Source organism: Alkaliphilus metalliredigens QYMF (assembly GCF_000016985.1).
In the GTDB taxonomy this organism is placed as follows: Bacteria; Bacillota; Clostridia; order Peptostreptococcales; family Natronincolaceae; genus Alkaliphilus_A; species Alkaliphilus_A metalliredigens.
In genome coordinates, this window is the sequence record NC_009633.1 from 1553653 (window position 1) to 1579209 (window position 25557).

Annotated in this window: 25 protein-coding genes and 1 riboswitch; of the genes, 20 read left to right on the forward strand and 5 right to left on the reverse strand. The window is 35.3% G+C overall.

From position 1 onward, the window contains the following. Nucleotides 1-185: 185 nt before the first annotated feature. The 3 genes from AMET_RS26860 to AMET_RS07400 all read left to right on the forward strand — a co-directional run bounded on the left by AMET_RS26860 (nt 186) and on the right by AMET_RS07400 (nt 1628). Nucleotides 186-317: a hypothetical protein gene (locus AMET_RS26860; protein WP_278184242.1), complete on the forward strand. Its 132-nt coding sequence runs from the start codon at nt 186-188 to the stop codon at nt 315-317. A gap of 314 nt (nt 318-631) precedes the next feature. Further along, nucleotides 632-823 (forward strand): hypothetical protein, encoded by a 192-nt coding sequence (locus AMET_RS07395; protein WP_012062727.1) that lies wholly within the window; start codon nt 632-634, stop codon nt 821-823. Between the two features lie 169 nt (nt 824-992). Then, entirely contained in the window at nt 993-1628 is a 636-nt protein-coding gene (locus AMET_RS07400) for a flavodoxin family protein (RefSeq protein WP_012062728.1), read from the forward strand. A 53-nt stretch (nt 1629-1681) separates the two neighbouring features. On the opposite strand, the gene AMET_RS26195 is transcribed toward AMET_RS07400, so the two are convergent. Both AMET_RS26195 and AMET_RS07405 read right to left on the reverse strand, forming a co-directional pair. Continuing rightward, entirely contained in the window at nt 1682-1834 is a 153-nt protein-coding gene (locus AMET_RS26195; RefSeq protein ID WP_198135407.1) for a hypothetical protein, read from the reverse strand. 89 nt (nt 1835-1923) lie between these two features. Then, nucleotides 1924-2391 carry a redoxin domain-containing protein gene (locus AMET_RS07405; protein ID WP_012062729.1) on the reverse strand — a complete coding sequence of 156 codons (468 nt, stop codon included), beginning with the start codon at nt 2389-2391 and terminating at the stop codon, nt 1924-1926. Nucleotides 2392-2691: 300 nt separating this feature from the next. Between AMET_RS07405 and AMET_RS24215 the strand changes: the two genes are divergently transcribed. Both AMET_RS24215 and AMET_RS07420 read left to right on the forward strand, forming a co-directional pair. After that, entirely contained in the window at nt 2692-4299 is a 1608-nt protein-coding gene (locus tag AMET_RS24215; RefSeq protein ID WP_012062730.1) for a stalk domain-containing protein, read from the forward strand. Between the two features lie 479 nt (nt 4300-4778). Further along, complete coding sequence (locus AMET_RS07420) at nt 4779-6320, forward strand: IS1182 family transposase (RefSeq protein WP_012062731.1); 1542 nt, start codon at nt 4779-4781, stop codon at nt 6318-6320. A gap of 411 nt (nt 6321-6731) precedes the next feature. On the opposite strand, the gene AMET_RS07425 is transcribed toward AMET_RS07420, so the two are convergent. The 3 genes from AMET_RS07425 to AMET_RS07435 all read right to left on the reverse strand — a co-directional run bounded on the left by AMET_RS07425 (nt 6732) and on the right by AMET_RS07435 (nt 10006). After that, nucleotides 6732-7973 (reverse strand): ABC transporter permease, encoded by a 1242-nt coding sequence (locus AMET_RS07425; RefSeq protein ID WP_157047189.1) that lies wholly within the window; start codon nt 7971-7973, stop codon nt 6732-6734. 356 nt (nt 7974-8329) lie between these two features. Next, nucleotides 8330-9250 (reverse strand): ABC transporter ATP-binding protein, encoded by a 921-nt coding sequence (locus tag AMET_RS07430; protein WP_012062733.1) that lies wholly within the window; start codon nt 9248-9250, stop codon nt 8330-8332. A 120-nt stretch (nt 9251-9370) separates the two neighbouring features. After that, nucleotides 9371-10006: a TetR/AcrR family transcriptional regulator gene (locus tag AMET_RS07435; RefSeq protein ID WP_012062734.1), complete on the reverse strand. Its 636-nt coding sequence runs from the start codon at nt 10004-10006 to the stop codon at nt 9371-9373. 258 nt (nt 10007-10264) lie between these two features. On the opposite strand from AMET_RS07435, the gene AMET_RS07440 reads away from it, so the two are divergent. The 15 genes from AMET_RS07440 (at nt 10265) to AMET_RS26485 (ending at nt 25282) form a co-directional block, all read left to right on the forward strand. Continuing rightward, nucleotides 10265-11086 carry an EcsC family protein gene (locus tag AMET_RS07440; RefSeq protein ID WP_012062735.1) on the forward strand — a complete coding sequence of 274 codons (822 nt, stop codon included), beginning with the start codon at nt 10265-10267 and terminating at the stop codon, nt 11084-11086. A 79-nt stretch (nt 11087-11165) separates the two neighbouring features. Beyond that, a complete protein-coding gene (locus tag AMET_RS07445; RefSeq protein WP_012062736.1) occupies nt 11166-12047 on the forward strand; it encodes an AraC family transcriptional regulator in 882 nt (293 codons plus the stop codon). Nucleotides 12048-12224: 177 nt separating this feature from the next. Beyond that, nucleotides 12225-12671 (forward strand): DUF4342 domain-containing protein, encoded by a 447-nt coding sequence (locus AMET_RS07450; protein ID WP_242661404.1) that lies wholly within the window; start codon nt 12225-12227, stop codon nt 12669-12671. A 174-nt stretch (nt 12672-12845) separates the two neighbouring features. Then, nucleotides 12846-13529: a response regulator transcription factor gene (locus AMET_RS07455; RefSeq protein WP_012062738.1), complete on the forward strand. Its 684-nt coding sequence runs from the start codon at nt 12846-12848 to the stop codon at nt 13527-13529. Further along, a complete protein-coding gene (locus AMET_RS07460; RefSeq protein ID WP_012062739.1) occupies nt 13522-15096 on the forward strand; it encodes a sensor histidine kinase in 1575 nt (524 codons plus the stop codon). The genes AMET_RS07455 and AMET_RS07460 overlap by 8 nt, the downstream gene beginning before the upstream one ends. Before the next feature lie 417 nt (nt 15097-15513). Then, complete coding sequence (locus tag AMET_RS07465) at nt 15514-16038, forward strand: FmdE family protein (protein ID WP_012062741.1); 525 nt, start codon at nt 15514-15516, stop codon at nt 16036-16038. 281 nt (nt 16039-16319) lie between these two features. After that, nucleotides 16320-16970 carry a redox-sensing transcriptional repressor Rex gene (locus AMET_RS07470; RefSeq protein WP_012062742.1) on the forward strand — a complete coding sequence of 217 codons (651 nt, stop codon included), beginning with the start codon at nt 16320-16322 and terminating at the stop codon, nt 16968-16970. Nucleotides 16971-17073: 103 nt separating this feature from the next. Further along, a riboswitch (cobalamin riboswitch) is annotated at nt 17074-17252 on the forward strand. Nucleotides 17253-17418: 166 nt separating this feature from the next. Continuing rightward, complete coding sequence (locus AMET_RS07475; protein WP_012062743.1) at nt 17419-18249, forward strand: class I SAM-dependent methyltransferase; 831 nt, start codon at nt 17419-17421, stop codon at nt 18247-18249. A 68-nt stretch (nt 18250-18317) separates the two neighbouring features. After that, nucleotides 18318-19889, forward strand: a complete 1572-nt coding sequence (locus tag AMET_RS07480) for an ABC transporter substrate-binding protein (RefSeq protein ID WP_012062744.1) — start codon at nt 18318-18320, stop codon at nt 19887-19889. 9 nt (nt 19890-19898) lie between these two features. Continuing rightward, the gene (locus AMET_RS07485; RefSeq protein WP_012062745.1) at nt 19899-20918 is read left to right on the forward strand and encodes an ABC transporter permease; all 1020 of its coding nucleotides are present in this window, start codon (nt 19899-19901) and stop codon (nt 20916-20918) included. Continuing rightward, nucleotides 20919-21746 carry an ABC transporter permease gene (locus AMET_RS07490; RefSeq protein WP_041720488.1) on the forward strand — a complete coding sequence of 276 codons (828 nt, stop codon included), beginning with the start codon at nt 20919-20921 and terminating at the stop codon, nt 21744-21746. Between the two features lie 30 nt (nt 21747-21776). Further along, complete coding sequence (locus AMET_RS07495; protein ID WP_012062747.1) at nt 21777-23486, forward strand: ABC transporter ATP-binding protein; 1710 nt, start codon at nt 21777-21779, stop codon at nt 23484-23486. Nucleotides 23487-24249: 763 nt separating this feature from the next. Beyond that, nucleotides 24250-24687: an N-acetyltransferase gene (locus tag AMET_RS07500; RefSeq protein ID WP_041721486.1), complete on the forward strand. Its 438-nt coding sequence runs from the start codon at nt 24250-24252 to the stop codon at nt 24685-24687. A gap of 151 nt (nt 24688-24838) precedes the next feature. Further along, a complete protein-coding gene (locus AMET_RS26480; protein ID WP_083760888.1) occupies nt 24839-25081 on the forward strand; it encodes a response regulator transcription factor in 243 nt (80 codons plus the stop codon). 3 nt (nt 25082-25084) lie between these two features. Continuing rightward, nucleotides 25085-25282: a winged helix-turn-helix domain-containing protein gene (locus AMET_RS26485; protein WP_330368759.1), complete on the forward strand. Its 198-nt coding sequence runs from the start codon at nt 25085-25087 to the stop codon at nt 25280-25282. Nucleotides 25283-25557: the final 275 nt, after the last annotated feature.

The following is a 25557-nucleotide window of genomic DNA, read 5'->3' on the forward strand; positions in this document are numbered from 1 at the left end:
ATTATACCATGGGTAAGTTATCCAAATAAAAAACAAATCATTGTACAAAAGTTACGTAATTAACTATGATAAGAAATATTGATGGATATAGAGATAGTAATGACTAAAGCGTCTTTCATTAGACGACATTTTATTATTTTTTTAGAAATATAGTCTTTGAAGGTTCAAGTTATCGTTGATCACTAATGGAAGCATCACTATTATTTGATGAAAGCTCTGCTAATGGCTCCATCAACAACAGATCCTCTTGTATTATAAACTACATTGCTAATAACATTTCCCTCAGTATTAGGATTGAAATAAGCGGGTTGACGTAGGGAAAAGAAAATTTTATTTCTTACTAAAAGATTGACCATATTATTAGATTGAGTTACAAAACCACGATTTACAGTTCAGCCCGTGGATGGCCCTTCTTGCTCCTGCCCAAAGATAAGGTTGTTGATAATACTGTGGTCTGCACCTCCTAGTTGGATAAATTCAACGGCATAGGGTCCAGTAGCTCCCAAACCTCCTTCAGCTTCTAAAAGAGATACGTCATCTACAAGTATACCAGCAGTGTTGGATTGAGGGAGTTTATTGATGGTTACAAGAGCTTGTGATGCTCCAAGGGGAGCGGGGCTAGGATAGCTTGATGGGAGAAGAAATCAAGGCTTTTACAATGGATGAAATGAAAGAAATAATTAACGAAATAAATACAAGTCCAACCTATGATGGAGCTTACCAAACGATGCTGGCAGGAAACAATATAAAGATGGAATTAGAGGATGAAGGGAGTATTCAATTGATTAGCTATGGTTTTGAAGACCATGTCATAATTGACTAGCTTAACATCAACATTATCTGATAGTTAAGTGTTATAAAATTTCATGTGTTTGTGGTATGATTATGTTGCAGGGATTTAGAATTAAAACTAGAGGACATTTTTTCCATGTATATGGGATCATAGGCTTTATCAGTAAAGTTAAATATAATCATGACAAGGAGGAAAACAAATGAAAGTTGTCGCTTTTAATGGAAGTCCAAACAAAGAGGGGAATACCTACCATGCTATAAAAATAGTAGCTGATGAACTGGAGAAAGAAGGTATAATAACCGAAATTATTCATGTTGGGAATAAGTCAATTAGGGGATGTACTGCATGTAATCAATGTGTCAAAAACAAAAATGAAAAATGTGTTCTACCAAGTGATGAGGTGAATGAATGGATTCAAAACATGAAAGGGGCAGAGGGATTAATTTTAGGGTCTCCCGTACATTACTCAGCAATTGGAGGGACTATGAAATCATTTTTAGATAGAGCTTTTTATGTTGCAGGTGTTAATAATGGAATACTAAGACATAAGGTGGCTGCATCTGTTGTTGCTGTTAGACGCTCCGGAGGGCTTCCAACCTTCGATCAATTAAACAACTATATTAATTATTCGGAGATGTTAATACCAACGTCGAACTATTGGAATGTTATCCATGGTGCAAAACCAGGAGAAGTGATGCAAGATGAAGAAGGAGTACAAATTATGCGAATACTAGGTAAAAACATGGCATGGCTTATGAAGTTAGTTGAAAATGGCAAAGGATCTATTAAAGAACCCGAAAGAGAAAGAAAATCATTAACGAATTTTATTCGCTAAATGTATGTACATACTAGGAGCTAAAGCTTTCTTTAAAAACTAAGTAGATATTTTCAAGATTTCTTTTGATGTTTCTCTTCAAGAGCAATTAGTTCATCCATTGTGAATCCGTGTAAGCTTGTTACTTCTAATCGTTTTCGCCCCATTTTGATATCTACTTTTAGCTTTTCAATTGAAATGTTATCTTTGAGGTATTGGAATCCCATCTAAGTGTTAGCCTAGGTGGGATTTTATAATCAGGTAGGGTAGACTCCTATCTGATTTTTCAATGTTTTAGTTTAGTGAAACGAAGTTACTACATTTGCATATTGGACAGAACTTGTATCACTTCATTTATATCCGGTAACTGTTGAGAAGGATAAACTTTTACCCATTTAATGATACCATTTTCATCGACGATAATATTTGCCCGTTCTGATACACCTTGTGCTTCATTAAACAAACCGTACGCTTGAGCCACTTTTCCATGGGGCCAAAAGTCTGAAGGAAGACTTACGTTATTCATTAAGATTGCTGTTGCCCATGCTTTTTTACAGGGTGGCGGATCAACACTAAAACCAAGGGGAACTGTATTGAGTTTCTGAAATGTTTGCCAATTATTCTCTAATGCCCTCATCTGATCAGTACAAACGGGTGTCCAAGCAAGAGGATGCCAGGAGAGTAATACCTTTTTTCCTTGATAGTCTGCCAAACTTAGGTTTTGGTCATTAATATCCTTTACCATGAAATTTGGTGCATGATTACCTACCTCAATCGCTTTCATTATTCTAATCTCCTCTCTTATATATGTAAGGATGCCCTAGATAAGTATGTTTTATGAGACCTATTCAAGTTTCAAAATTTCATTCTCGCCTCTTTTTGTAACTAAGATCGAGACACCTCGGCGGCCTTCAAATCTAGAAATTTTACTATTTGGGTTGAGTAGATGACCGGTCTTTTTTATTTTATTTTTTAGAATATGGAACAAAATTGAGCTATGCTCGTCAAATAAGTATAACCAACTAATAAGGTTGTTGTTTGATTAAAAAATAATGAACGTAAAATAACAAGGAGGAGTTATGAAATGAATAAATCAAAATTTACAAAGACACTTGCTTTAGGTATATGTTTCACAGCACTATCATCTAGTATCGTTTTAGCTAATGGAGGAGGAATGCAATCGTCAATCCTATCCGATAGGCTACCTGCTGATATGATTGAAGTTGATTGGAGACAGGCAATGGATATGGGGAAATTACCAGCAGATCTACTTGATGCTCCAGTTTCAGATTTTGCCCGACAACCAAGGGAGCTCAATGAAAACATACTCCAAAAGCAAAGAGAGATCGATAAATACTTATTTAAAGATCATGTTGAGGAAATGAATAAAAAAGATTTCAAAGTGACACATACAGGACCATATGATGATTATGTTGAAATTGGGATTACCCCATACAATGAAGAAAATGCCACATATCTTTATGATATATTTGGAGAAGATGAGGTTAAAGTGGTTGAAGGTCAGCAGGCGGTTACATTACCAATGGAAGTAGAATTAGATGCTATAGACATTGGTGCTGTTAAAATTCAAGTAAATGGTCAGTTCTTAGAATTAGATGTAGAACCTTTCATTGAAAATGATCGTACATTACTACCTTTACGAGGCGTTATGGAGAAATTAGGAGCTAAAGTTGAATGGCATCCAGAGCGTAAAGTGATTGAAGTATCTACGGAGGATATTACAATCGAATTAGTGATTGGCCAGGATACTGCAAAGATAATCAGACGTAATGATGACACATTAAAAGAAGAAACATTAAAACTAGAAGTACCAGCAACAATCAAGGAAGATCGTACTTTTATTCCTGGACGTTTTGTTACTGAAACTTTAGGCGCTAAAGTGGAATGGAATGAATCTTTGCGTTTGATGATAGTTGAAACCGATGGTGAAAGTGATATTATCGGTGTTGAACGACCAATAGATTTTGAAATAGTAGAAAACCAGGTAATCGAAGGAAATGAAGCTGTATCAAAATGGTATCAAGATAAATTTGATACCCAGGGGATACATTCTTTAATAGATGGTGAATGGAAATATGTATTGGTATCAGCAGGAGAGAAACCAACTGGGGGATATAGCATACAAATAGATAGCATCACTGAAGTCACACAAGGGACAGCATATATCCACGCTACCCTACAGTCTCCAAATAGGGATGATATGGTTACTCAGGCATTGACATATCCAAATGTCTTAGTTAGATTCCATAAAGGTGATATAGAAACAATTCAAGGAGATTTAGTAAGTTCACAAAATGATATTGGCAATATAATTGAAAATGAAATTGGAGATTCCTTAGAAGAAATGCAGAAAGCCATTGCCATTGATTCAATCAAGGAAATGAAATTATATAGCTTGATGGGAGAAGAAATCAAGGCTTTTACAATGGATGAAATGAAAGAAATAATTAACCAATTAAATACAAGCCCAACCTACAATGGAGCATACCCAGCAATGCTGGCAGGAAATAATATAAAAATGGCATTAGAGGATGAAGGAAGTATTCAACTGATTAGCTATGGGTTTGAGGACCATGTCATATTGATGGGAGAAGTTGCGGGTGAGTATGTATCATACTGTATCGTGAGCCCGGAAATTGGTCGTATGCTACTAAGTGAGGTAAATAGGTAGTTTGATGAAATTAATTTCCATATATACTCGCTTATGTTATTAGTTTCCGTGTTTTGCTAAATTTACAGGGTATAGCGTCGATTAGTAGCCACTATAATGATAATACTAAGGGGTATATTGCTCCACTACCTTTACAATGATTTCATTGTCTATCGTCAAATGATATAACCCATGATATTGGTCCAGTCGCTCTGCAAACCCCTCTTATAAATAGATTGACGCAGATGTGAGATAAAAAGTTCCACTAAAAATAGTATTATCCATATGATTTTCAATATAGCATAGTGGGTAGGAAAGCTCCGAAAAACTCTAACTTATAAATAAAAATTCATAATTGTAAATAAATATTCAAATGGTGAGGGTTTAAGAAAAATAATTCCTTAAACCCTTGATATTTCAACAGAATCCCTTCGTTTCAGCTAATATATATGGTATAATTTTAGTATATAAAACGTTGAAATTTAGGAGGTTGTAGGTATATGATGGGGAAAAATAGTGGCCAAATTGATGTGTTTAATCATATGATATTTGAAAAGCTAATACCTAAAGATCATTTATTGGTGAAGATAAACTCTATCATTGATTTTTCCTTTGTATATGAGCAGTTGCGGGAAAAATATAGCCATTTAGGAAGAGGATCTAAAGACCCTGTTATGATGGTAAAAATATTTCTGCTAGAGTATATATATAACCTATCCGATGTAGAAGTAGTCAGAAGAATTGGGACAGATATTGCCTTTCGTTGGTTTTTAGGATTAGGTATAGATGACTCCGTGCCCGATGATACCACCATCAGCCATTTTAGGATCAACCGTCTTACTGAAAAAGATTTCGAAGCATTCTTTAATGAAATCGTTAGAAAATGTATTGAAAAAGATTTAGTGAGAACAAATCGCTACATGATAGATACAACAGATGTGGCTGCCAATGTTAATTATCCTTCAGATAAAAAACTCATAGGAAATGCCTATAAAAAAGTCATAAAAGAAATACAGAAATTCAATGAAGACTTGGCAAAACAAGAATTAGATAAATTCGAAGAAGAAATTGAAAGAGAATATCAGCTAAGCGAGAAAGTACATGCCAAAAAGCATTTTAATATAGCTCATAAGCATTTAGAATATCTGTACTTGAAGACATACGATGAGCTTAATAATAATGCAAAATACCATGAAGCCTTTAGCCTTTGCTATGACCTTGTTGATCAGTACATCAACAATAAAAAAGATAAGATTGTTAGTGTTGTGGACCCAGATGCTCGAGTTGCCCACAAGTCTCCAGGTAATATTAAAAGAGGATACAAAGATCATATTATAGTGGATGAAGATAGTGAGATTATCCTTGCATCTGTCCAAACCCCATTTAATACTGGGGATGAAAAAAAGCTTAAGGAATTAATAGAAAAAGTGGAATCGAATTTAGAAATAAAGCCAGATGAGATTTCAGCGGACAAGGTATATGGTACTACAGACAATCGAGCTTATCTAAAAGATAATGAAATTACTTCAAATATTGCATTTTACAAAGAGTCTAGTAGAGAAAGTAATTTCTTTGAGTTAAAAGATTTCAACATATCAGAGGATTTAAAAACTGTTACATGTCCAAAAGGTGTAACTACAGAAAACTTCAGAGTAAAACATCATAAAGGACATAATAAAAAGTTTAAGGAATTTCAATTTAATAAAGAATCCTGTGATAAGTGTCCATTAAGAGATCAATGCTTATATAAATTGAAAAATGGCAGAGTGCAGAGCAGAGGAAGAAAACTAGATGTTCCTCTTAGGTATGATGCGATTTTACATGATATGAAAAGAGTAAAAACAGAAGAATTCGAAAAAGCCAGCAGCAACCGTTTCAAAGTAGAAAGACGATTTGCCACCATGGTCAGAAATCATGGATTAAGAAGATGTCGGTATGTAAAGCTTGGCGGGGCAAAGATACATATTACCATGGCAAATATCGCATGCAATATAATTAGGATGGTGAATATAATTTACCCTCCCAATGTTTCGGTGTGTTAAATTAAAAAGGAGCTCAAACTAAAGAGCTCCAAAGATAAGATAGATCGATATTAAGGCTAATGATGCCTTTATATACCTGCATTTTAGAGGAAACCTCAAAAAAGTAGCAAATCTTTATGAATAATCATTCAAGTATAGGGATGGATTCGTTTTTTCTGCTACTTTTTCGGAGGTTTCGGTAGCACCTCATTTTTGATAATATTTCGATTGCGATAGGATGAAGTTTCATTAAAATCTTTGGTATATAGCACAGGGTATGTTTAGCATTTTGAAGACAATGAAGTGCTCTAAAATCCAAAAACAATCGAGATAAGTAAATGAAGTACGTAAAAGATTCAATGAGATTATGTGTTGAATCTTTTTTCATGCCATCAATATAGCCCAAAGTGTATTAAATGGGATTGACAATTATTAATTGGTCAAATCACGACGCCGTAGTCCGTAAAATCCTGTACTGATTAGAATAGCTGACAAGAATGTGAGGACCAAAAGGGTAGTGGCAGTAGGCTGATAGTAAGGATTCACGTGAGGGAAAGGTGAGAGTGTAAGAAATAACCATTCTGGTAATAAACCCATCTTCACTACGATCTCAGTTACGATGCCCACAGCAAGGGAAGTCCAGCCAACTACAGTGCTACCGCGCCCAAACAGCCCAATGGCAGCCATGGTAATTCCCACAATCACCCAGACTGCAGGTATTAGAGAGGTGGTTAGCGTCAGCATTCGTGTCAGGTCACCACTGAGGTCACCGCTTTGAATGCCACTTCCAATTCCAAAACTTAGGCCCATAATGATCAATAAAATCACTGGTGCAACAAGTCCAAAAGTCAAGTGACTAGCGGCCCACTGCCATCGATTCACTGCTGTTGTCAGGATCATCTCGGCGCTACCATCCACTTCATCTGAACGCATACGTAATGTAGCCATGATGGCATACATTGCGATGGGAAAAACCATGACGAATAGCAAATAAGTGAAAAAGGCATCAGCTGGACTCGCAACATTTAAGGTAGCGGCATATTCCTGTATCCATTCACCTTGGGCATACTCCTGCAGTCCCTTTGGACCCACAAGGCCAGTGGGAAGTGAGATGAATGTAACTAAACCGATCCAAAAGAACAGCATACGGCGTTGCAACCGCCATGCCAAACCCATGGGGCTTCGCAACCCCGATGGGGCAATGGCTGGACCGTTTCCCACGGGGATCATTCCTGCACCGAGGTCTCGGATAGCTGAGAGCTTAAAGGCAAGCTTAAGTAGAACAAATACCCATATTGCAACTAAGCCGAATATCCACCAACGCTCACTGGCGAAGGGTCGTACATTCTCAAGCCAGCCATTGGGAACAAGCCATCCTAGCCATGCTAAGGACTCACCTCCCATGTTGCTGATACCTCGTACGAAGTGAAGACAATAGAAAGGTCCAAAAGCACTTATACTAGCCACGCTTGCGTTCTCTGTCAGCTGTGCAGCAACTGCCGCCATTGAAGCTGAGATCCCAACAGCTGATCCGACAACCAAACCTAGGGCCAAGGATCCAGCCATGGAAAATCCAAATCCAATCAATCCAAGGGCTGTAATCAACGTCAGGATCATACCAGAACCAAGGACAACGGCTAAAGCGGCAGTGAGAGGGGCATGTCGACCAACCACAGTAGAACCAATCAACTCACGACGTCCTGTCTGCTCCTCCTTGCGGGTATTACGAACTAAGAACAATGCACTACCCAATGCTGCTAAAATCGTTGCGCCAGCGAAGGTCTGTTGAGTCGCTAAAGCACCTAATGTTGCATCAAAAGCACGGCTTTGAAAAAGCACCAACATTGGAATGTTCATAACTTGGTCGAATCGCTCATATCGTGCCTCCACAGTGGGGTAAACACTATCAATCGAGGAAGCACTTCCCAGTATAATGCCTAAGGTTACCAGAATCCAAATTAAAAGTAGAATCCGATCTCGACGTAGAATCAGGCGAATCAGTCCACTGGTTCCGATAAAATCCTTCTTCATTACCTTTCACCTCCGATTTTGTCTTTATCCTGAGTGGTAGAGTGACTACTGTAATGACTCATAAATAGTTCTTCTAGTGTAGGTATCGTACTGGTCAATGAACGTAAACCGAATGAAGTCACATGTCGAATAATAGGATCCATATGGCCAAGATCAACTTGAAATTTAGTTTGATTACCCTGTATCCTTAAATTGTGAACCCCTTTCATTTCTGCAAGATCAGTGATTGGTCTAACTGTTTCTACCGATAGTGAGGTTTGGGTGAGGTGACGTAATTCAGCAAGTGTCCCAGATTCGATAATTTTTCCTTCTCGAATGATATTCACCTTATCACACACCGCCTCTACTTCTGCTAGAATGTGACTAGATAATAGAACGGTTTTTCCAGCTCTTTTGACCTCAGTTACACACTGCTGAAAGATTGCTGCCATCAAAGGGTCTAGCCCTGAGGTAGGTTCATCAAAAATAAATAAGTCAGCATTAGAGGAAAAAGCTGAAACTAAGGCCACCTTTTGGCGATTTCCCTTTGAATAGGTACGGCATTTCTTTCTGGGATCTAATTCAAAACGTTTTAGTAACACATTACGTTTTTCTAAATCAAACCCACCTCTCATTCTGCCTAATAAATCAATCACTTCCCCACCTGTCAAATTCGGCCATAGGGTCACATCTCCTGGAACATAGGCAATGTGCCGATGGATATTTGCTGTGTCATCCCATGGATTACCTCCGAGAATACGGACTTCACCTCCGCTCTTTTTTATTAGGCCAAGTAGAATTCGTATCGTTGTAGATTTACCTGCACCATTTGGACCTAGAAAACCCACAACTTCTCCTTTTTTTACGATAAGATCAACACCTCGAAGGGCCTGATGTTTACCATAGGACTTAGTGAGTTGATTAATTTCAATAATATTCATGGATACTACCTCCATTCATTTATAGGTTTACAAGATAGTGAATAAAATCCCACGATGATATTGTTGATAAATATTAATTTTATTGACAAGATCTATTCATTTAGGGGAGCATTAATGTGTTTATTGCGTATAAGCCCATTTTTTTAGAATTTCGAGATAAGCATCAAATTCCTCAAGCATCCCATCGTAGTCAAGTTCAGTTAATTCTGAACCCTTAGTTTCCTCTATTATTTTGTTTGCAAATCCTCCGATGGCCCAGAAAATGATGTTTTTGGTCTTTTCAATATCGACCCTCTTTTGAAATTTAGACTCATCGATATTTTCAAATATTTTTTCATAACCCATGGATTCCATTTCCTGTTTTTTACTTTCTAAATCGTTTCTCACTTCTTCAGAACTTGTATAAGTTGTAATCGCACTGAATTGGAATACCCAAGGAAGCTTATGGATTAACTCTATTTTCAGTAGTAAAACTTGACGCAATTTAGTGAATAAGTCTCTTTCATTGATATTAATCAAATCAAAATATTCAGTTTTAATGATCTTCATACTGTAATCATAGAGATACAGAAAAAGCTGTCTCTTAGTGTGGAAATAGTGGAATAATAGTCCTTTGGAAATACCTGCTTCCTTGGCAATTTCAATTGTAGAAGCATCATCATAGCCTTTGCGAGCAAATTCCTTTAGTGCCGCATTTAAAATTCGTTGTTGTTTTTCATTTTCTAAATTTAAGAATTTTGAAAATATAACCAACACCTTCTTTCTTCCAATTTTGTTAATTATTCTGTTTCATTGACTGAGATGGTGAAAATAATGTTTTGAAATTGACCATTGTGGTTAATGAAATTATATCATCATTAACCACAATGGTCAACGAATTTAAATTGATATTTTTTAACGAGTACGAGCGATAAAAGTAAAACGATGATTGAGATAAAAAGCGATGTTTAGTAAAATAGAATAGAATAGATATGTGTGGCCAATGGACTAAGCAGATATGAGAAGGGGTATAAAATGGATCGAGAGTTAAGCAAACAATTCAAACGACTAAATAAAATAGAAAAGAAAATGCTAAATGAAAAAGAGAGCAAGTTATTTAAAGCGAAGATAGCACCAGTGCTAGATGAAATCCAAGAAAAAATACCTCATAAATTAAGAGCTACATTAGCGGCTGCATTTTTGAAGAGTTTTCAACTGGTCTTTGATAAGGGAAATGCATATGTTGAAAAGACCTATAATAAAGATAAAATTAAACTAGAGCATGATCTAAATAACGATGCAATCAATCAAAAAATAAACAAAAAATATATTAAAAGGTTAGATAAACAAGTCAGTCACGCTAAAATGCTAAACTATTCAATTTCGATTTTAGAAGGTGGCGTGCTAGGCTTTTTTGGTATTGGTTTACCGGATATTCCCCTTTTTATATCCGTAGTGATGAGGACTATTTATGAAATAGCCATGGGTTATGGTTATGAATATAAAAATGAAGAAGAAAAGGCCTATATCCTGCTGATTATCTGCGGGGCACTAACCCAGGGAGATGTGAAAAAAGAATTTAATGAACGTATAGACAAATTAGGGAATCGAATAGATCGACAGCTTAAGGCTGAAATAGAATTAGAAGATCAAATGAAAGAAACAGGCCATATTTTGTCGGACGCAATGCTAACAGCAAAGTTTATCCAAGGGATTCCTTTCATTGGGGTTGTTGGAGGTGTTACAAATTTTAATATCATAAAAAAGATAGGAAAATACGCTAGCTTAAAATATAAAAAGAGATATCTATTAAAAAAAACTAGGGAAAAACTGATAAAAGAGTTACTAAATGAGTAATCCTACATAATTGTGCACGAAATGTCGGATCTCTGTTTTAAATCTCTGCTATTCTATTAATAAGAGGGAGGTCATTTCAATGGATTCGCTGAAAAAAATGAATGAAGCATTAAGCTATATTGAAGAAAATCTGACTAATGAAATTGACTTTAAAGCAGTAGCAGCACTTGCAATTTGTTCTGAGTATCATTTTAAAAGAATGTTCTCTTTCCTTGCAGGTGTGACGCTGTCGGAGTATATTCGACGTAGAAGACTTACCCTTGCAGCATTTGAACTTAATAATAATGACATCAGAATAATCGATGTTGCCATCAAGTACGGATATAGCTCACCGGATTCTTTTACACGGGCATTTAATCGCTTGCATGGTATCACACCATCAGAAGCTAAAGTCAACAGTCAATCATTAAAAGCGTATCCACAAATGACCTTTCAACTATCAATTAAGGGAGGTAGAGAAATGAATTATCGAATTGAAGAAAAAGAGGCCTTTGGTATCGTTGGAATCAAGAAAAGAGTTCCTATCATTTTTGAGGGAGTCAATCCAGAGATTGCTGCCATGTGGCAAAGCTTAAATGACGAAAAAATTAGTAAACTCAAAGAACTTTCCAATGTGGAGCCATTAGGACTATTGAGTGCGTCTACAAATTTCTCTGAAGGTCGAATGGAGGAAAAAGGAGAATTAGATCATTATATAGGCGTGGCAACAACCAATGAATGTCCAGATGATCTATCCAAGCTTGAAGTTTCAGCTTCAACATGGGCAGTATTTGAAGCAGTAGGACCATTTCCTGATACGCTTCAAAATATTTGGGGACGCATTTATTCCGAATGGTTTCCATCCTCAAACTATGAAATAGCAAAAGGACCGGAAATGTTGTGGAATGAGGAGAAAGAGTTAACTGATCCAAATTTTAAAAGTGAAATATGGATACCAGTTGTGAAAAGGCAAGTGCTCTAAAGAATAGTTAATTAAAGGGATAGAGGACTTCTTGTTGTATTAAGTTAAAGGATAGACTTAAATTTTCTAATGCAATTCTAATCTTTCACTAATGTTCATCTAATCAGAACTCCGTATAATAAAAGTATAAATTAAATAAAGATATTTGGAGGGATTATGATGACAATAACTATAGAAATGATTGATGAATTAAAAAAGAGAGCCAATGTTAGTTTTAAAGATGCAAAGGAAGCTCTAGAGAAGTATGATGGGGATTTAGTTGAAGCCTTAGTATATCTTGAAAACAATAATAAGTTTAAAGCTTTTAATGCTGGTAAAAAAGAAGACTTTTTAGATAAGGTCAAGGAGGTAATTAGGAAGGGAAATAATACTCGCTTTATTATCAGGAAAAAGGAAAGGACAATTCTTAACCTTTCACTGACATTTACAATTATAGTAGGTGTATTTACTTTCCATGTGTCTCTTGTCGCATTGATTATAGGTCTACTGACAGGATGCAAATTCAGATTTGAGAAAAATAGTGGAGAAGATATGAAGGTAAATAGCATATTGAACAAGGTACATGATAACATAAATAATTTTAAAAAAGATCTACATGACGATGTGCCAACAGAAAAAGAGTAATTTATTTATATGAATTATGAATTATGAAATAGTCAATATAAAAATAACCTGCCTAATGCGTAGGTTATTTTTATATTAAACGCACAAAGGGAATTGTAAGATTATTTACAGTAATAGGAATCTATTTCGTGTATAATTTAACTAGATGCAGATTGTAGTCAGGGGGAATGATGAATGAGCGGAAAAAAGATTCTTATTATTGAGGATGAGGTAAAAATAGCCAGGTTTCTGGAGCTAGAGCTAATGCATGAGGGGTACCAGGTAGCACAAGCCCATGATGGTAGGAAGGGTCTTGAGATGGCGGAGCGGGAGACCTTTGATTTGATTATTCTCGACATCATGCTTCCATATATGAATGGGATAGAGGTGTTGAGAAAGATTAGACATAACTCAGAGGTTCCTATTATTATGCTGACTGCCAAGGATGAAGTGATGGACAAGGTCATAGGTCTAGATATGGGGGCTAATGATTACATAACAAAGCCCTTTGCCATAGAGGAGCTTTTAGCCAGGATCAGATCAGCCTTGAAGACAAAAAACCATGGCATTTCAGAAGGCAGGTCTTTACAGAGTGGGAGTTTGAAGCTTGACATTGATAAACATAAGGTTACCTATGATGAAGAAACCGTTGAGCTTACAAAGAAGGAATTTGATTTATTACACTATTTTTTAGAAAACCATGACATTGTACTCACTAGGGATAAAATTCTTCAGACCGTCTGGGGTTATGACTACATGGGAGATACCAATATAGTTGATGTGTATATTAGATACTTGAGAAGTAAGATAGATGATAAATATAACAAAAAGATTATTTATACAATCAGAGGGGTGGGATATCTTTTAAAAAATGAGTAATAAGCGTAAATTCTTAAAGGTAGTTAAAGAAATACTAGGTTTATTTGTTTTGATACTGACTGAAGTTTTCAAATACATAAAAATTGGACTCAAGCAACTGCATGATATCTTTATTGAAAAACTTCGATTTTCATTAACATTTAAAATAATATTAGTCTATGCGCGAAAGACCCTCTCCATTTTATTGTTATTTGGATTGTTTATTCTAGGAGGTTTTATCCTACTGAGTGGATGGAATGCACAGGAGTCTATGAAAAGAGATTTTTATCTTGTCTCAGATTACTTAACGGATGACATGAGATCAGCAGAAGAAAAAATCAAAAGACTTGCAGAACTTGACAACCTTATCATTTCTATATTTGACGAAAACAGTAATGGCCTATATACCACTGAGGGTGACAATAATGCTGTGGTTTTTTATGGAGAAATAGAACCAGCAGAGGGCTGGGGCATAAATGGTAATTATGTGTTAGTAAAAGAGGAGCTTTCTATTTACGATGAACCAAGTGGCATTTTCAATCAGGAGGAGGATAACGTTGTCTATGCCATGGTATTAAGAGAAGATGCCCACTGGAATGATGTGCCTGTTCAGATTCAAATCAAGAACAGAATGACAAAAGAGAAAACGCGCTTAGTTCTTTTGGCACTTGTATTATTAGGAATCGATATATTTCTTCTCCTAACTGTTTTAATTTCGGGGGCAAGGTCCAGTAAGAAAATTGTCAAACCAATTGAAGTGATGACAAAGGCTGTTGAGAATATAACGATAAATGAGATTAATACCCGTTTGAGTGTAAGTGGTTCTCAGGATGAACTTAAAGATCTTGCAAGAACATTTAACAGCATGCTTGATAGAATACAGCAGTCATACGAGCAACAAAATCAATTTGTTTCTGATGCATCCCATGAGTTGAGAACACCTATTTCAGTGATTCAGGGCTATGCAGACCTACTTGTCAGGTGGGGAAAGAAGGATGAAAAGATACTGGAGGAATCCCTAACTGCAATTAAAGAGGAATCTGAAAATATGAAGGACTTGGTGGAAAAACTTCTTTTCTTGGCAAGGGGAGATAAGAACACCCAAAAGGTTGAGAAGAAAGATTTCTATTTAAATGAACTGATAGATGATGTTGTTAAGGAAACAAGAATGATAGATGGATCTCATCAGATTATTAATCTAAAGAATGAGGGTATTTTAATGAACGCAGATCCAAGACTCATAAAAGAGTCCTTACGAATTTTCATAGATAACTGTATAAAATACACACCTAGTGGAGGCAGTATTAAAATTGAATCCATTCTTAAAAAAAATGAGGTGGAAATTTCTATAGAAGATACAGGCATTGGCATTTCAAAGGAAGATTTACCTAACATATTTAATCGATTTTATAGGGCGGACAAGTCAAGAACCAAGGGAATAGACGGAACAGGGGGGACAGGCCTTGGACTTGCCATAGCAAGCTGGATTATTCAAAGACATAATGGTCGAATTAAAGTAGAAAGCCAGATAGATGTAGGTACTAAAGTCGTGATCAATCTTCCGAGACATGTGCACCCGGACTTATAATAAACAATGAAATAACAACATGATTGACTCGTATAGTCAGCGCTGCTGTTGCTTAATAAGTACGTTGACTAGGCGAGTGGATGATTGAAGTTTTGAGGAGGCAATTGGAATGTTTTAGATATTTTTCAGCCAGTACGGAAAATATTTTGTTGAGAATTAAGTTTTTAAGTGAAAACTCAGATTTATTCGATTTCATAGTGGGTACTGATTTAAAGGATATTGATGAAAATTACAATGCAAATAATTTGATAATAAATTGACAATACTGGAAAAATATACTACTATGATATTATAAAGTAAAAATTATGATAAATACTAAGTCATGAAGACGAACTAGCTATATTTCAACCATGAAGGTTGTTCTAAGGGCTATAACTGTATTCAGTGACTTTATTAATTTTTTGAGGGGGATGACAAATGGATAAACAATTATGGGAAAAAGCAGTGGCGTTTCATGGGCATGAGTGTCCAGGGTTAGCTATAGGCTATAAAGCCTATGAGGCCGCCAAAGAAAAACTAAAGGTTGGTTTTTCAAAGGATGAAGATATAGTATGTGTAACGGAAAATGATGCCTGTGGTGTAGATGCAATTCAACTATTATTAGGATGTAGCTTTGGAAAGGGAAATCTTATTTATCGTGGTACTGGAAAGCAAGCCTTTAGCTTCTTTAACCGTACCACTGGAGAAAGTATGAGAATTGTATTGAAACCTTCTGACAAGAAAATGGATAGAGGAGAAAGACAAGCTTATTTGTTAGAGGCACCAATCGAAGAAATTTTTGAATTTAAAACACCTAAATTTGAATTGCCAGAAAGAGCAAGGATTTTTACCACGATTGCCTGTGAAGATTGTGGAGAGGGAGCTCCAGAGCATAAAATTCGCTTAATGGAGGGGAAAAGGGTTTGTTTAGATTGCTTTAAAGATTATTCTAGGGAATTATAAAACGAATTAGTTATATTTGTTTAATAAAGTCATGAAGGCACATTCTTTGCTGAAGCAAGAAGTGTTTTTATGGCTTTTGTTTTTAAAAAGGATAACTTCAACTATTCATTAAACTGGGTACTCTTTATGTACTTGATGAAGAGGTTTCTACAAAGTAGCTTGTAACGCAGCCTTTAACCATAAAACCGCAAAGGTTTGGTATACAGTTAGAAAAATTCTACTTTAAAGAAGTTATTAAATTTTATAAGAAAAATAAAAATCTTAAAATAGGAGACAGGTATATGGGTAAAAGTTACAGTAATGTTTCAATGGCTATTATTAGAAGGCTACCTAAATATTATGAATACCTAAAGCAGCTTATAGATAAAAATATAGATAGAATTTCCTCAAAAGAATTAAGTCGTATGATTGGATTTACACCCTCACAAATACGGCAAGACTTAAATAAGTTTGGGGGATTTGGCCAACAGGGATATGGCTATAACGTAGAAGTATTGTATGGAGAAATTGAAAAGATACTAGGCCTAAATCAGAGCTACAGTATCGTGGTAGTAGGAGCGGGAAGCCTAGGCCAAGGTATTGTTAATCATATTGATTTTGAAAATTGTGGATTTGATTTAAAGGCATTGTTTGATATTAAATATAAGTTTATGGGTAAGAAGATTAAGGGTGCCCCTATCTTTTATATAGATGAGTTGCAAAAGTTTATAAGTGAAAACCATATTGATATTGGAGTAATCTGTATGCCTGAGGAGTTTGTACAAGATACTGCAAACAAATTAATAGAGTCAGGTGTATCTGCTATTTGGAATTTTTCACCTATAGATCTTGACGCCCCAGAAGGAGTAATTGTAGAAAACATGAATCTAAACAATGGTTTGCTTACCCTATCTTATTTTGTAAGCAACAGTGGAAAAGATCAGGTTAAATAACGCAATATGATTTTAAATAATATTTGTTTTTATGGAAAATAATTTGACAAAATTGCTATAATATAGTATTTTTAAATAGAAATTTAAAATAATTAAAAATTTAACAAAAAATAGCTTATAAGGTGCTCTTTCATAGAGTTAAAAGGGAAAGTGGTGTAAATCCACTACAGCCCCCGCTACTGTAAATGGGTATGAAATCCGCGAATGCCATTGGGAAACCGAGAAGGTCGGAGAGTAAGATGATCCATAAGTCAGGAAACCTGCCTTATATTGTTATAAAACGAAACCTTCGGAGGGGAGGTGTTTTTTCTTGAGGATTTTTTGTTTTGATTTGAGATGAAACCACGAAGGTTTAGTGTGCAATCATGAAGATTGTTACTTTACTTTTTCGTGGTTTTTTGTTTTAGAGTCACAAATTAGTTGTTGAATTTGAGAGGGGCGAAGTATTATGAGGGATGTAGAAAAAATTGTGTACTGGAAAGATGCTTGGGAAAAAAAGAAAATGGATACTAAAAAGTCTGAAGTTTTTTGGGATAACAGAGCAGCGTTCTTTAATACAAAGGTTTCTCTAGAGAAAAATGAATCCAGCGACATTATAGACTTGTTATTAAAAAAAGAAATGTTGCATGAAGAAATGTCGGTATTAGATATAGGCTGTGGACCTGGAAAACATACCATTCCGATGGCACGTATTGTAAAGAAAATCACTGCTTTAGATATTTCCGAAAATATGCTAAACCATCTTCAAAACAATGCTAAAAAGATGAATTTAGATAATATTAAAACATTGAAGAAAGATTGGAAGGATATTGATTTAGAAAAAGAAGGGTGGAACAAAGCCTTTGATTTCGTATTTGCTTCTATGACACCTGGCGTATTTGATTTTAATACCCTAGAAAAAATGACAAAGGCTAGTAAAAACTATTGTTTTTTAAGTGGATTTGTTGATCGAGAGGACTCTATTTTTGATGAAGTAGAAGCAGAAATTTCAAAAATATATTCTTTGGAAAAACGAAAGGATAAAAAAGTATACTATGCCTTTAATGTTCTGTGGCACTTGGGTTATACCCCAGAGGTGTTTTACCTGAATAGAGAGTGGGAGGACATAAGAACAGTAGAGGAAACATGGCAGTTATATGTAGATAAGATTTCTATGCAAGTTGAATTAAAAGAAGAAGAAAAAATGTATATCAAGGAAGAACTAAAAAAACATCAAAATAATGGCAAGGTAAAGGAAAAAACAAAGGTTAAAATAGGTGTTTTGACTTGGAGTGTATAAATGTAAGCATATATTCACAGGGGAGTTCTATTTCCTAAAATAAAATAGCTCGAAGAGGAGTGAAGGATATGAGTTGGAAACAATGGAAAAAAGGAATGGTAATGATTGTAGTAGGTATGATGATGTTGTCACTTATTGGTTGTGGGACAGATACTTCACAAGAAGAAGTGGAAACCGTGGGGTCAAACAATGAAACTGAAGCAAATAAAGAAAAAGAAGATGTGGTGCTAAAGCTAGGAGGCGGAGACTGGGGATATCCATCACCCTATCTACATTATTCCAGAGGACCTGGTATTTATAAAATGCAGCTGATTTTTGATAGTTTGTTAGAATACGGTGAAGAAGGGTTAATTCCATGGCTTGCCAAGGAATGGGAGGTTTCGGAAGATGGACTTAACTATATCTTTACGCTACAGGAGGGGGTAAAATGGCATGATGGTCAGGTCTTAACAGCAGAGGATGTAAAGTTCTCCTTTGAGTTTTCGGAAAAACATCCTCCAGTACAGAATTATATTATGGTTGGGGATCAGTCAATAATAAAGGAAATTGAAATTCTAGAGGATGGTAGGGTGAAATTTACTTTTGCAGAAAAGAATGCAACTATTTTAGAAAAAATAGGAACAGTAAGAATCATTCCAGAGCATATTTGGTCAGAGGTAGAGGATCCAGAAAGCTTCCAGGATGAAAGAGCAGTAATAGGCTGTGGACCCTATACATTAACGAACTATAGTAAAGAACACAGTACCTACGAATTTACAGCTTTTAAGGATTATTGGGGACCAAAACAGAAGGTGGAAAAAATTCAATTTGTGCCTGTGAGTGATGAAATTATGGCATTTGAGAACGAAGAGATAGACCAAATCGGTGTAGGGGCCGATTTATTGGATCGATATATGGGAGATCCTACTTTTACAGTGTTAGAGAATCCAGCATTTTGGGGATACCGTTTAACACTTAATATGGAAAAAAATCCGATATTTAAGGAAAAGGAGATTCGTCAAGCGATTGCCTATGGTATAGACCAACAAGAAATGGTGGACAAGGTGGAAAGGGGTGCTGCTGTCGTAGCAAGTGCAGGTTATTTACCAGAGGACCATGTATGGTATAATCCAGCAGTGAAAAAATATCCTTTTGATGAGGATAAGGCTAAAACATTGTTGGGAGATGAAAAAGTATCGTTTCAATTATTGACGGGTAATTCCAATGCAGAGGTTAGAATAGCAGAGCTAATGAAAATTAGTTTAGATAAGGTGGGCATTGAAGTAAATGTACAAAGTGCCGATACAAAGACCAGAGATAATGCCATAGTAACGGGAAACTACGAAGTCGCCTTGACAGGACATGGAGGCTGGGGTAACGATGCGGATATATTAAGGACACGATACAGTGATATTCTAGGCTATGACAATGAAGAAATAAATAAGTTAGCCCTAGAGCAATTACAGGAATTAGATACAGAAAAAAGAAAGGAAATGATTTTTTCCCTACAGGAGTTGATTTCAGAGGAAATGCCTATGATTCCTATTTATAATACCACTGGCTACACTGTCTATCGACCTAGTACCTATGATGGGTGGATGTATATGTTTGATCATCACAATGTGAGCCATGGTAAGTTATCCTACTTAGAAAGAAAGTAGTTGGTGTTCATGATCAAAGAGAAAAAAGATAAAAAGGATAAGAAGGATAAAAAGGATAAGAAGAGACATATGAGAATAAAGCAATATATGATTACCTTCTTATGTATTATCACCTTAAATTTCTTCATCCCCAGACTCATGCCTGGGGATCCCTTTATCTTTTTATCCTCAGAAGAAGGTCAGATACATACCACTTTTTCCTCTGAGGAGATAGAAAGATATAAAGTGTATTATGGCTTGGATAAACCGTTGCGACAGCAATATGTCTCCTATGTAGGCAATTTATTTAAGGGGGATTTAGGATATAGCATACATTATAAGCAGCAGGTGCTTACCATTGTCCTTGATCGCATCGTTTGGACATTATTTCTAGTGATGGGATCTGTTTTATTAAGTGCTACTATTGGTATTTTTTTTGGTGCTATATCAGCCTATTATAGAAACAGTCCTTTAGATAAATTATTATATTCTGGATTAATCACACTTTCAGAAATCCCTTCTTTCCTGGTTGCGTTATTGATGTTATTTTACTTTGCGGCACATTTAAAGCTGTTTCCTTTATCAGGAGGTATGAGTCACTTTGTAGACTTTTCTTCTCCTTGGGAAATGGGTAGAGATATTATTTTTCATGCATTACTTCCTCTGATGGCGTTGACCATCACCAGAATTGGAGAGTTTTATTTATTAACCCGCAATACCATGGTTTCTATTTTAGATAAAGCCTATATGAAAACTGCCAAAGGCAAAGGGCTAACAAAGAGAAGGGTTTTGTTTTCTCATGCCTTGAGGAATGCGATACTACCTGTTGTTACTAGAATTTTTTTAAGTTTTGGTGGTGCAATAGGTGGAGCTATATTAGTAGAAAATGTTTTTAATTATCCTGGTATTGGCAGGTTGATGAGACAGGGTGTGCTTTTTAGGGATTATCCTTTAATACAAGGCATATTTATTGTGATGACATTATTTGTATTAATCATGAACTATATTGCTGATATTATTTATAAAAAATTAGATCCTAGGGTGAGTTAAATGAAAAAAATGATGAGATTTCTAAGGAAATTTTCTTTTTTGGGGAAGGCGGCAGTAATGGTAATCGTAATATTTTTTCTCTTGGCCATGGCACCAAATCAATTGGCAATACACTCTCCCAATATACCCTCAGGACCAGCTTTAACTTCTCCAAATTTTCAGCATTGGCTGGGGACAGATGATCTTGGGATTGACCTGTGGGCACAGATCTGTCATGGTGCTCAAATTAGTATGATGGTGGGACTAGGAACGGCTTTTTTAGCCGTGGGTGGTGGAAGTATTTTAGGCGTTTTTGCTGGATACTACGGAGGGAAAATAGACGGATGGCTAATGAGATTGATTGATTTAATGATGGTGATACCAGAACTACCAACCATGATTGTCTTAGGTTCTTTCTTTGGTCCTAGTATGGTGAATATTATGATTGTATTAACTCTTTTTTCATGGACCAGACCTGCAAGAATTATACGCTCTAAGGTTATATCCATAAAGGAAGAAAATTATGTAAAAGTAACAGAAAGCTATGGTGGCGGTTTTATCTATATAACGAGAAGACATTTTCTTCCTCAAACGTTTCCCTTGATTATGGTGAGTTTCATTAAGTTAGTCAGTAAAGCCATCGTGGCAGAGGCCAGCTTAGCTTTTTTAGGCTTAGGCGATCCAACATCTAAAAGCTGGGGTCTTATTTTAAACCATGCCATGAGCTTCCAGGGCATTTATTTTATAGAATTTTGGAAATGGTGGATACTATTTCCTCTCCTATGTATTATGACTATGGTGCTGGCCATTTCTTTTATTAGTAAGGAAATAGAAAATTTATTGTGTTAGAAAAATAGGCGTAAAGGAGATGAAGAGGGGATGAAGGTAAAGAAAACATTACTTGAGGTAAAAAATTTAGTAGTAGATTATCCCTATGGAAATGATAAAATAACAGCAGTAAAAGATATTTCTTTTACAATAGAAGAAGGTAACATTCTAGGAATCATAGGTGAATCTGGAAGTGGTAAAACATCTATCGCTCTAGCTTTGATGAGGCTACATGATAAGGGTGTCAGGACTGAGGGAGAAATATTCTACGATAATCAGCCACTTCATCAATTATCAGAAAAAGGATTAAATAAACATCGTTGGAAGGATATTGCCATTGTTTATCAAAATCATTTAGATATTTTAAATCCTGTCATGACGGTAAAAGAACAGATACTAGAGGCAATCAAAAAGCATTTAAATTTATGTGAAAAGGATAGAGATCAGAAAATTAAAGAACTACTCAAAATGGTGAATTTAGAGGAACAATGGGGTCATGCTTACCCCCATCAGCTCTCTGGAGGCATGAGACAAAAAATACTAATCGCTATGGCATTAGCCTGTGACCCTAGTATACTCATTGTGGATGAACCCACCACAGCTTTGGATGCCATTGGAAAAGAAGAAATATTAGACTTGCTTGAGAGGTTACAAAAAAACAAAAAATTTGCTATGCTACTCATATCCCATGATATGTATGTGATACAGCGATTGAGTAATAAATTGGCAGTGATGTACCAGGGTAGGATATTAGAAGAAGGGCTAACAAAGGACGTATTGGAAAACCCTAGGCATGTATATACAAGAGGATTACTAGATGCTTCATTAGATATCAATCCATATCAAGATTTGTGGGGAATCCCAGAAGGAAATCCTATTGAAAAAGAAGATGCCTGTATTTTTTATGGAAGATGTTATCAAAAAAAAGAAAGCTGTAAAGAAAAATTACCTCAATTACAATATGTATCCTTAGAAAGAAAAGTTGCCTGTAATCGGGGAGGAATTATAACACTTTTAGAGGGTAAAGGCATCAGCAAAATTTATGAGGGTCCTAAAAACCAAATAAAAGCCTGTGAAAATTGTAATATAAAGGTCCCCTCAGGAGAAGTGGTAGCCTTAATGGGACAATCAGGATCTGGCAAAACCACTTTGGGGACTATATTAAGTGGTCTATTAAAAGGGAATGGTGGAGAAGTAACTTTCGATGGGAAGTTGGTCACAGGCAACAATTTTACTAGTATAAAACAAGGCATTCAAATCATTTTTCAAGATCCCTTCTCTGCTACAAATGGAAACTTTACGGTAGAAGAAATTGTAAGGGAGCCATTAGATATTCTAAGGATAGATACAAAGGAAGAAAAAAACCGGATGGTTGTAAAAGCTTTAGAAGAAGTACAGCTTCCTATCACCAAGGATTTTTTGCAAAGAAAATGCAAAAGTTTAAGTGGTGGACAAAGGCAAAGACTTGCTATTGCGAGAGGTTTAGTGATGGAACCTAAGCTTTTGATAGCAGACGAAATTAGTTCTATGCTAGATCCTTCCACAAAGGCTAATGTCTTAAGACTATTAAAAGGATTACAAAATAAGTTTGGCTTTGCTATGCTGTACATTACCCATGATCTTGCATTAGCAAGAAAAATAAGCAATAAAGTATGCATTATGTATAAAGGAGAAATTATAGAACAAGGTAGTGCTAATCAAGTTTTTGAAAAACCACAAAGTGATTATGGAAAAAAATTATTGCGAGGATGGAGTTCATAAATACAACACCAATGTAGAATGGTTGGATTTCAGTTTAAACCATTGAAAAATCAGATAAATATGATACCATAAAAACAACATAAATGAATGGAGGGTTGACTAAAAATGGGTATTTTTACGATGAGACTACGACTAGATTCTTTACGCCACTAACTTAATCGTGCTTAAAGGCTCTGCTTGTGCAGAGTATTCTGGATCTGTCTGCCTATTTTGAAGAAAATCCCTATTAATGGATACATCAATTCATATTGAAAAAATGTTAAAGAGGGAGGGACGAATCTGCCCTCTTTTTTTTATCTTAAAATAGAAAGAGAATAAGTCATGATGGCAGCTGTAATTGAGTAAAACATTTGACATAGAGTGCGATACCCATTAATATTAGTATAGATGGATTAAAGACAAATAAGTGAGGTGTTTGATGCGCAGAGTGGTTCTTTACTATTTATATTTAGAGATATAATTTTATTTATCATAAATCAGGTGGATAGATCACCTGTTTTTATGATGTCATTATTCTAAATATCTATGAAGATACTATGTCCGCTCATCAAATACTATGATAATAAATTGAGTATATCTACTTTTATTTTCTAACTTTTAGCAAGGGAGATATATGATAAATATATATTATATAGTTTTGAGCTTAAACTGTGGACAAATACCACGGTTTTTGTTTTTTACAAAAGGTTTTAAATCCATCGAGCTAATGGATGTGTATATTTTCATAGTGGCGGTTAAAAATACTATGAATTTGGAGGAAAGTATGATGATAAGAAGGTTAAATGTAAATGAAGAAGAAATGAATAAAATTATGGAGATCTGGAAAACGTCAACCATTCAAGCACACCAGTTCATTCCTAAGGAATATTGGTTAAAAAACTATGAAATTGTAAAAGAAAAATATGTTCCAATGGCTGAAACATATGTGTGTTTAGATGAAAATGAAATAAAAGGCTTTATTAGCATAATACAAGGGGAATATATAGGTGCCTTATTTGTTGATATACATTGTCAAGCTAAGGGTATTGGTGGAGAATTGATTGAGTATGTCAAGGAAATATATGATAGTTTAACATTAGGAGTTTACAAAGAAAACAAGAAGGCAGTTACTTTCTATGAAAAAGTTGGATTTATTAAGAAGTGTGAGAAATTAAATGAAGAAACGAATGAATTAGAGTATATTATGAATTTTCAAAAGTAGCAAAAATGAGGCAAAAGGCAGGGAGACAATCCCTGCCTTTTGCCTTTATTCTGAGTAGTAGTCCTATTAATATAATTTTTCATATTTAGTTTATTTTTACTTCAGATGTTTTGGTTATAAGATAAAAAAGATAATAAAGCAGGTGGAAATAATGGACAAAACGATTTTGGTTGTCGATGACTATATGACCAAACCTTTCAGTATCCAAGAGCTTACTTCCCGGATAAAAGCTCATTTCAGGAAGGTTGAGCGCCTGCATAAGGATTGGAATGAACGCAGTCATGATAAAGATATAAATACGCAGACAGCTACCTCTTTGCTTGTTTTAAATGATAAGACATTTGAGACCTTTTTAAATAATCAAAAGCTGGATTTGTCAACCAAGGAATTTTAAATTATATCATTTCTTATGCATCATCCTAATCATGTTTTAACCCGTGAGCAGATATACGAAAATGTATGGGGAGATGAATATGGAGATATAAACACTGTTACAGTGCATATCAAAAATATCCGAAAAAAGCTTGGAAGTGAATATGATTTTATTAAAACAATATGGGGTGTTGGGTATAAGTATGTTGAAGGGAAGGAGTAAAGTATGAAGTTGAAAATTAAACTTCCTTTGCTATTTTTATTGATGTTTATGCTAATTATTGCTTCTATCGGTATATATATGTGAGAACATTTCTAATAGGAAATGTGCCTTTTACAGGAACTGAAACAAAAGAAAAATACACCGCAGAATATCAAAAAAATAGCGGATAATGTTTCTGGACTGTATCCTGATCTGGAGGGAATCAACAAATACTTGAATCAGTTTTTTTGAAGAGGAAAATATTTCTTTGATCTTGCATAACAATGACTTATCGG